Annotated in this window: 6 protein-coding genes; 1 reads left to right on the top strand and 5 read right to left on the bottom strand. The window is 64.9% G+C overall.

Going from position 1 to position 9,005, the window contains the following annotated elements; all coding sequences use genetic code 11:
* A partial coding sequence (locus KH616_RS16645) for a glutamate synthase-related protein (protein WP_292248286.1) occupies positions 1 to 3,925 on the bottom strand: 3,925 nt, incomplete at its 3' end.
* A 292-nt stretch (positions 3,926 to 4,217) separates the two neighbouring features.
* Complete coding sequence (locus KH616_RS16640) at positions 4,218 to 4,931, bottom strand: transposase (protein WP_292248284.1); 714 nt, start codon at positions 4,929 to 4,931, stop codon at positions 4,218 to 4,220.
* Between the two features lie 189 nt (positions 4,932 to 5,120).
* On the opposite strand from KH616_RS16640, the gene KH616_RS16635 reads away from it, so the two are divergent.
* Positions 5,121 to 5,849, top strand: a complete 729-nt coding sequence (locus KH616_RS16635) for an OmpW family outer membrane protein (protein WP_292248281.1) — start codon at positions 5,121 to 5,123, stop codon at positions 5,847 to 5,849.
* Positions 5,850 to 5,988: 139 nt separating this feature from the next.
* Here the strand turns inward: KH616_RS16635 and ugpQ are convergent, their stop codons facing one another.
* The 3 genes from ugpQ to KH616_RS16620 form a co-directional block, all read right to left on the bottom strand.
* Positions 5,989 to 6,753 (bottom strand): glycerophosphodiester phosphodiesterase, encoded by a 765-nt coding sequence (gene ugpQ, locus KH616_RS16630; protein WP_292248278.1) that lies wholly within the window; start codon positions 6,751 to 6,753, stop codon positions 5,989 to 5,991.
* 330 nt (positions 6,754 to 7,083) lie between these two features.
* Complete coding sequence (locus KH616_RS16625) at positions 7,084 to 8,295, bottom strand: deoxyguanosinetriphosphate triphosphohydrolase (protein ID WP_292248276.1); 1,212 nt, start codon at positions 8,293 to 8,295, stop codon at positions 7,084 to 7,086.
* Positions 8,296 to 8,335: 40 nt separating this feature from the next.
* A partial coding sequence (locus KH616_RS16620) for a 3-dehydroquinate synthase (protein WP_292248274.1) occupies positions 8,336 to 9,005 on the bottom strand: 670 nt, incomplete at its 5' end.

Below are 9,005 nucleotides of genomic sequence, written 5' to 3'. Positions count from 1 at the left end.
TCACGTTGCGCACCGGCTGGATGAACGACACGAGCTCGCCGTTCTCGATCGCCGCCTTCGCCTTCTCGATAAGAACGTGGTCGAGCGCGCGCTCGAGGCCGTGGTCCTGCACGTCGACGTGGCGGTTGGCCGCGCCTTCGCTGCCTGCGGGCCGGTAGAACACCCGCGAGAAGTCGAGACCCTTCGCCTTCCAGTGCTCGACGCTCTTGCGCGTGTCGAGCAGGTCGGCACGGCCGACCAGGTCTTCGAACTTCGCGATGCCGAGCTGCGCCATGATTTCGCGCACTTCCTCGGCGACGAAGAAGAAGTAGTTGACGACATGTTCCGGCTGGCCCGAGAACTTCGCACGCAGCACCGGATCCTGCGTCGCGACGCCGACCGGGCACGTGTTCAGGTGGCACTTGCGCATCATGATGCAGCCCTCGACGACGAGCGGCGCCGTCGCGAAGCCGAATTCGTCCGCGCCGAGCAGCGCGCCGATCACGACGTCGCGGCCGGTCTTCATCTGGCCGTCGGCCTGCACGCGGATGCGGTCGCGCAGGCGGTTCAGCACCAGCGTCTGCTGCGTTTCGGCGAGCCCCAGTTCCCACGGCGTGCCGGCATGCTTGACCGACGACAGCGGCGATGCGCCGGTGCCGCCGTCATGGCCGGCGATCACGACGTGATCGGCCTTCGCCTTCGCGACGCCCGCCGCGACCGTGCCGACGCCCACTTCCGACACGAGCTTCACCGAAATGCTCGAGCTCGGGTTGACGTTCTTCAGGTCGTGGATCAGCTGCGCGAGATCCTCGATCGAGTAGATGTCGTGGTGCGGCGGCGGCGAGATCAGGCCGACGCCCGGCACCGAGTAACGCAGCTTGCCGATGTACTCGGACACCTTGTGGCCCGGCAGCTGGCCGCCTTCGCCCGGCTTCGCGCCCTGCGCCATCTTGATCTGGATCTGGTCGGCCGACGCGAGGTATTCCGCCGTGACGCCGAAGCGGCCCGACGCGACCTGCTTGATCTTCGAACGCAGCGAATCGCCATCCTTCAGCGGAATGTCGCGCACGACTTCGTCGCCGATCACCGACCGAAGCGTCTCGCCCGCCCTGATCGGGATGCCGCGCAGTTCGTTGCGGTAGCGGTTCTCGTCCTCGCCGCCTTCGCCGGTGTTCGACTTGCCGCCGATCCGGTTCATCGCGATCGCGAGCGTCGCGTGCGCTTCCGTGCTGATCGAGCCGAGCGACATCGCGCCCGTCGCGAAGCGCTTCACGATATCCTTCGCCGGCTCGACTTCGTCGATCGGAATCGCGCGCGCCGGATCGACCTTGAACTCGAACAGGCCGCGGAACGTCATGTGACGCTTGGTCTGGTCGTTGATCAGGTGCGCATATTCCTTGTATGTCTGGTACGAATTGCTGCGCGTCGCGTGCTGGAGCTTCGCGATCGAATCCGGCGTCCACATGTGGTCTTCGCCGCGCACGCGATATGCGTATTCGCCGCCCGCGTCGAGCATGTCGCGCAGGACCGGGTTGTCGCCGAACGCGTCGCGGTGCAGGCGGATCGCCTCTTCCGCGACTTCGAACAGGCCGATGCCGCCGACCTTCGACGCCGTGCCCTTGAAGTACTTTTCGACGAGGTCGGTCGCGAGGCCAACCGCTTCGAAGATCTGCGCGCCCGTATACGACATATACGTCGAGATGCCCATCTTCGACATGACCTTCTGCAGGCCCTTGCCGACCGCCTTCGTGAAGTTATGGACCGCCTTTTCCGGCGACAGGTCGCCCGACAGGCCATCCGCCATCTTCGCGAGCGTTTCCATCGCGAGGTACGGGTGCACGGCTTCCGCGCCGTAGCCGGCCAGCAGCGCGAAGTGATGCGTTTCGCGCGCGGAGCCCGTCTCGACGACGAGGCCCGTGCTCGTGCGCAGCCCTTGCTGGACGAGGTGCGTGTGGATCGCCGACGTCGCCAGCAGCGCCGGGATCGCGACGTGCTCCGCGTCGGCCTTGCGGTCCGACACGATCAGGATGTTGTAGCCGGACTTCACCGCGTCGACGGCTTCCGCGCACAGCGACGCGAGACGCGCCTCGATGCCTTCCTTGCCCCAGGCGACCGGGTAGCAGATGTTCAGCTCATACGCGCTGAACTTGCCGCCGGTGTAGCGGTCGATCGCGCGGATCTTCGCGATGTCCTTGAAGTCGAGAACCGGCTGCGACACTTCGAGACGCATCGGCGGGTTGATGTTGTTGGTGTCGAGCAGGTTCGGCTTCGGGCCGATGAACGACACGAGCGACATCACCATGTTCTCGCGGATCGGGTCGATCGGCGGGTTCGTGACCTGCGCGAACAGTTGCTTGAAGTAGTGATAGAGCGTCTTGTTCTTGTTCGACATCACCGCGAGCGGCGAGTCGTTGCCCATCGAGCCGACCGCTTCCTCGCCCTGCTGCGCCATCGGCGCCATCAGGAACTTCAGGTCTTCCTGCGTATAGCCGAACGCCTGCTGGCGATCGAGCAGCGCGGCGCCCGCGGCGCGGCCGGCGGCGACGTCCTCGGCCTTCGGCTCGATCTCGTCGAGCTTGATGCGGACCGCGTCGATCCAGCTCTTGTACGGCTTCGCGTTCGCGAGGTTGTCCTTCAGTTCCTTGTCGTCGATGATGCGGCCGTGCTCCATGTCGATCAGGAACATCTTGCCCGGCTGCAGGCGCCACTTCTTGACGATCTTCGATTCGGGGATCTGGAGCGTGCCGGCCTCCGACGCCATGATCACGAGGTCGTCGTCGGTGACGATGTAGCGCGCCGGACGCAGGCCGTTGCGGTCGAGCGTCGCGCCGATCTGGCGGCCGTCGGTGAACGCGATCGCGGCGGGGCCGTCCCACGGCTCCATCATCGCGGCGTGGTATTCGTAGAACGCGCGGCGGTTCTCGTCCATCAGCGTGTGCTGCTCCCACGCCTCCGGGATCATCATCATCACCGCGTGAACGAGCGGATAGCCGGCCATGACCAGCAGTTCGAGGCAGTTGTCGAACGACGCGGTGTCGGACTGGCCCGGATAGATCAGCGGCCAGAGCTTCGGCAGGTCGTCGCCGAGCACGTGGCTCGCGATCGCGCCGGTACGGGCGTTCAGCCAGTTGACGTTGCCCTTAACGGTGTTGATCTCGCCGTTGTGCGCGATCATCCGGTACGGGTGGGCAAGCTCCCAGGCCGGGAACGTGTTGGTCGAGAAGCGCTGGTGCACGAGCGCGAGCGCCGACACGACGCGCTTGTCCTGCAGGTCGCGGTAGTAGACGCCGACCTGGCCGGCAAGCAGCAGGCCCTTGTAGACGATCGTGCGCGCCGACATCGACGGCACGAAATATTCCTTGCCGTGCTTGAGCTTGAGCGCCTGAATGCGGTGGCTGGCGGTCTTGCGGATCACGTAGAGCTTACGCTCGAGCGCGTCCGTCACCATGATGTCCTTGCCGCGGCCGATGAAGATCTGGCGGATCAGGGGCTCGCTCGCGCGCACGGCCGGCGAAATCGGCATCGCATGGTCGACCGGCACGTCGCGCCAGCCGAGCACGACCTGGCCCTCGGCCTTCACCGTGCGCTCCAGTTCCTGCTCGCACGCGATCCGCGACGCGTTTTCCTTCGGCAGGAAGATCATCCCCACGCCGTACTCGCCGGCAGGCGGCAGCGTCACGCCCTGCTTCGCCATCTCCTCGCGGTAGAACGCGTCCGGAATCTGGATCAGGATGCCCGCGCCGTCGCCCATCAGCGGATCGGCGCCGACCGCGCCACGGTGATCGAGGTTCTCGAGGATCTTCAGACCCTGTTCGACGATTTCATGGCTCTTTTTGCCCTTGATATGGGCAACAAAGCCGACGCCGCAGGCGTCGTGTTCGTTTTGCGGGTCATACAGACCTTGCGCGGCGGGCACCGCGGTGAGCGGCTGCTGGTGGTCGTTCATGGGGACACCGTCTTAAAGAGGCCTCGAGGGCCGTTGAACCATTTTCTTGTGGTCGCCCATCCTGCTTTCCGGCGGGATGGCAGAAGGCCGACGGTGGGCAGGGCGCGCTTTGCCCGAGACCACCGGAATTCGGAATATACGCGACGAATCAATGGAATAGCAACAAAAACCCATTGATAAGACCCCAATTAAACGGATGCCTTGATCCGGTGCAATTTTATTGGGGACGCATCTCTTTGGTGCAAAAAGAAGCGGCGCCCGCAGCGCCGCTTTTTCGATCCGCCGGCTGTCGTTACTGCTGAATCGGCGGCGTGTTCTCGCGCACCTTGCGCGGCCGGCCACGCGGCAGCGGCGACACACGCCGGTTGGCGGTGCGCGCCGCCCATTCGCGGTACGTATCGCCGCCCAACACCCAGCCCTTCAGCGTCGCCTGCTGCAGCTGATCGGCCTGCCGCTCGTCGAGCGGCTGCTCGCACAGTTCCTTGTAGGCGCGCTGACGCTCGAACGGCGTATTGCCGAGCGCCCAGTAGAGCGGATGGTCGGTGATCAGGCTGTCGACCGTCAGTCCGATATGGTGCCGATAACTCGACCAACGATAGGCTTCCGGCGTGGCGGCGAGCTGCGCCCGCACGGGGCTCAGTTCGACCACGCGGCTCGCGAGCAGGAAATACCGCTCGCCCTCGATCACGGTCGCGCGATAACGCCCTTCCCACAACGTACCGCGCCGCGAATAACGCCGGTTGAAATGCGCGACGTAGCGACGTCCGACCGCCTGCATCGCCTTCGGCAGGCTGGCCTCGTCGCTCGGCGTCACGAGCAGTTGCACCTGACGCGGCAGCAGCACATACGCGTGTACCGCGAGGTTATGATCGCGCGCCGCGGCCTTCAGGCAATCGATGAAAAGCTCGTAGTCCTGGTCGTCGACGAACGCCGGTTGCTGATCCAGGCCGCGCAATATGACGTGCTGCGGCTGGTCGGGAACATAGAGTCTTGCTAGCCGTGCCATGCTGAATATCCATTTGATCGCGTTAGGAAATACCCGAAGGTCCGATGGTGCACAGCCGCGTAAAATCCGCTCGCGGCGCGCTAAAGCGTACGGTCGTGCGAATCCTAGGGAGAAAACTCTAACTTACAAGCTTGTTTGGTTTTAAACGCAGTCGTCATAATGAGCACGCCTTTGATCGGAGGAGACACAATGAAACAAAAACTGGCCATTACGGGGGCCGCTGCGCTTGCGTTTGCGTTTGCAAGCGGTGCGGCACACGCGCAAGCAAACAGCTTCTACGTCAGTACCGGGTGGTTCCACCTCGCGCCGCAGGACACCAGCAGCCCGCTGTTCCTCTATGGAGTCGGGGGCACGCCCATCAACCAGTCCGTTCCCAATACGGGCGCCGGCATCAACGATGCCGACACTCTCGGGTTGGCAACCGGTTACTACTTCACCGACCACATCTCCACCGAGTTCGTCTTTGGCATACCGCCGAAGTTCGACATCACCGGCAAGGGTCGGTTCTCAAATTTTGGCGTGCTCGGCCACGCGTACCAGTGGAGCCCCGCGCTGCTGCTCCGCTATATCTTCACCGACGCACCCGCCAAATTCCGGCCGTATGTCGGCATCGGCGCGACGTACGTCTGGTTCACCGGCGCGAAGATCACGAACGGCTCGTTCGAAAAAGGCGTGCTCGGCGGCCCGACCACGGCGACGACCAGCAACCAGTGGGCGCCCGTGTTCAACGCCGGCTTCACGTACAACTTCAACGAGCGCTGGTTCGCCGGCCTGTCGCTCTCGTATGTCCCGGTGAGCGTCACCGCCACATTCACGACGGCTCGCGCCACCCCGGTCGGCACACTGACCGAAACGTCGAGGGCGCGGATCAAGCTCAACCCGATCGTCTCGTACGTGAACGTCGGCTACCGTTTCTAAGCGTAGTCGAATATTTGGGGAATGGTTAATCCCGCTGCAACTTGTAGCGGATTTTTCCCAGTGTTACCGCCGACACGATGCAAGGCGCCCAGGCGGTGTCCGTCCGGGCCGCGTTTCTTGCCCGCCCTGCCTCGCCGTGCTATGCGGTCGAATCCAGCGCGTGCGGGCCGATCAGGTCGATCCGGTCGGTGCAGATCGCGTCGACGCCCCATCTTGCGAGTTGCAGCGCCCGCGCCGGGTCGTTGACCGTATACGCGAGGATACGCAGCCCCGTCGTCTTGATCGCGCGCACCAGCGGCTCGTCGAGTTGCGTGTGGTCCGCATGCAGCGACACGCAGTCGAGCGCATCGACCGCCTGCGCGCGCCAGTCGTCCGGCACCGCCTCGTACAGCATCCCGCGCGGCAGGCCGGGCGCGGCCTCACGGGCTTGCCGCAGTGCTTCGAATGAGAACGACGACAGCAGCGGCAGTACCGATGCGCCACGCCAATACATTGCCGCGTCCTCGGCCACGCGCCGCCCGGTCTCGTGCTCGCGTCCCGGACATGGCTTGATCTCGACATTCACCGCGAGCCCGAGCATGATGCAGCGCGCCGCCGCAGTCTCGAACGTCGGCATCCGTTCGCCCGCGAAACGCGCGTCGAACCACGATCCCGCATCGAGTGCGGCCAGCGTCGAATAGCGCATCCCCGCCGCAGGCCCTTTGCCGTTCGAAGTTCGATCGACGGTGTCGTCATGCAGCAGGAACGTGATGCCGTCGGCCGACAGCTTCACATCGAACTCGACCATCCCGTGACCGAGTCGCGCGCCCTCGTCGAGCGCGGCGAGCGTGTTCTCGGGCGCAAGCGTGCCGCCGCCGCGATGCGCGACGACGCGCGGATAGGGCCATGAAGCGCGGGAATTCATCAGGAAACCTCGCCATCTGGTTTGGCCGGCGCACCGATTGGATCCGCGCAGCCGCGGGTCTTCGCGATCATGCGCCGCGCGAACGTTGTGGCGTCGAGCGGATCGTGCGCCACGCAGACACGCGTCGTCACAAGCGAGGCAGCCATTTGTCTTAGAAAAGCATGTGCGGGACGGCTTGTGCGCCACGCGAGTGTTGTTGCCTCGAGCGAGTCGCGCGTCACGCAGACATGCGCTGTCACGCGCCACGCCGCTATTCGCCTTGAAAAAGTACATGACGCACGGCAACCGGAAATCGGACAGCATCGCCGCCGCGTCTGCGGCACCCGACGCTCAGTTGTCGTTGATCACGAACAGCCGCTGGTATTCCTTCAGCGCAAACCGGTCGGTCATGCCGGCGATATAGTGCGCGACGAGCCGCGGCTGCTGCGCCGGATCCTCCGCCTGATACTGCGGCGGCAACAGGCGCGGATCGTCGGCGAACGCGTCGAACAGCCCCGCGACGACACGCTGCGCCTTATTCGCCATTCTCATCACCTTGTAATGGCGATACAAATTCTTGAACAGGAAACGCTTGAGCGAGGCGGCCTGCGCGGCGACGGTCTCGCTGTGCGAAACGAGCAGCGGGGCCGCGCGCACGTCGTCGAGCGATTGCGGCGCAACACGCGCGAGATTGCGCGTCGTCTCGTCGATCAGATCGACGATCAGCGTGTTGATGATGCGGCGCACCGTCTCGTGCACGAGACGGCGCCCCTCGAGATGCGGGAACTCAGCGAGTGCCGCCTCGTAATGGCGCTGCCAGAGCTCGACTTCGGCGAGCTGCTCGATCGTGATCAATCCGGAACGCAGGCCGTCGTCGACGTCGTGATTGTTGTATGCGATCTCGTCGGCGATGTTCGCAAGCTGCGCCTCGAGCGACGGCTGACGCCCTTGCAGGAAACGCTCTCCGAGCGCACCGAGCTTGCGCGCATTCTCGCGCGAGCAGTGCTTGAGGATGCCTTCGCGCGTCTCGAAGCAGAGGTTCAGGCCGTTGAACGCGCCGTAGTGCTCCTCCAGTTCGTCGACGACAGCCAGGCTCTGCAGGTTGTGCTCGAAGCCGCCATGCTCGCGCATGCACGCGTTGAGCGCGTCCTGCCCGGAATGGCCGAACGGCGTATGACCGAGGTCGTGCGCGAGCGAGATGGCCTCGACGAGATCCTCGTTGAGGCGGAGATTGCGCGCAATGGAGCGGGCGATCTGCGCGACTTCGAGGCTGTGCGTGAGACGGGTGCGAAACAGGTCGCCTTCGTGATTGACGAAGACCTGCGTCTTGTATTCGAGCCGGCGGAACGCGGTCGAATGAACGATGCGGTCGCGGTCGCGCTGAAATTCGGTGCGGGCCGCGGGCGGCGGCTCCTGATGCCGCCGTCCGCGCGATTGCGACGCGTGCGCCGCATAGGGAGCGAGATGCGCTTCCAGCGCTGCCAGCGTCGGCGGCTCGGCCACCGGCGCGATGGCCGCGCTCCGGGGCTGGCGTGGCAACTTGCTGCCGGATGTCTCGCTCACCGTCTCCTCCACGTCAAGGGCGCCGGACAGCCGGGCCAGGTTATCGAATCGCCGCCGCGAGTGTCGCGAATACCGCCTCGTCGGGCACCGGCGCGATCAGCGTATCGCCGAATCGCTTGAGCAGAATGAACTTGATTGCGCCCGCCTCGGCCTTCTTGTCGACCCGCATCAGTTCCATATAGCGCGCGTCGCCGAGCGCAGGCGCGCGGATCGGCAGATGCGCAGCCGCGATCACCGCGTTCAGACGCTGGCGCGACGCTTCGTCGAGCAGGCCGAGACGCACCGACAGGTCGGCCGCCATCACCATGCCGCACCCGACCGCCTCGCCATGCAGCCACTCGCCATAGCCGAGCCCGGCCTCGATCGCGTGACCGAACGTGTGACCGAAGTTCAGGATCGCGCGCAGACCGCCTTCGCGCTCGTCGGCCGCGACGACGCGCGCCTTGATTTCGCACGAGCGCTTGACCGCTTCGGCAAGGGCGTCGGGCTCGCGGCGGTTCAGCGCATCGACGTTCGCCTCGATCCAGTCGAAGAATGCCGCGTCGGCAATCGCGCCCGTCTTGATGATTTCGGCGATGCCTGCCGCCAGTTCGCGATCCGGCAACGTCGACAGCGCGCCGATGTCTGCGATCACCGCCTGCGGCTGGTAGAACGCGCCGATCATGTTCTTGCCGAGCGGATGGTTGATGCCGGTCTTGCCGCCGACCGAC

The organism is Burkholderia sp. (assembly GCF_018375725.1).
GTDB lineage: Bacteria > Pseudomonadota > Gammaproteobacteria > Burkholderiales > Burkholderiaceae > Burkholderia.
Note: the sequence above shows the minus strand (reverse complement) of the source record. Positions and strands in the feature narration are given on the sequence as shown.

What these genes read in the sequence shown, in the direction of transcription:
- KH616_RS16640 (WP_292248284.1), bottom strand. Translation starts at nt 4,931, where the DNA reads ATGGCACGGCTAGCAAGACTCTATGTTCCCGACCAGCCGCAGCACGTC.
- KH616_RS16635 (WP_292248281.1), top strand. Translation starts at nt 5,121, where the DNA reads ATGAAACAAAAACTGGCCATTACGGGGGCCGCTGCGCTTGCGTTTGCG.
- ugpQ (WP_292248278.1), bottom strand. Translation starts at nt 6,753, where the DNA reads ATGAATTCCCGCGCTTCATGGCCCTATCCGCGCGTCGTCGCGCATCGC.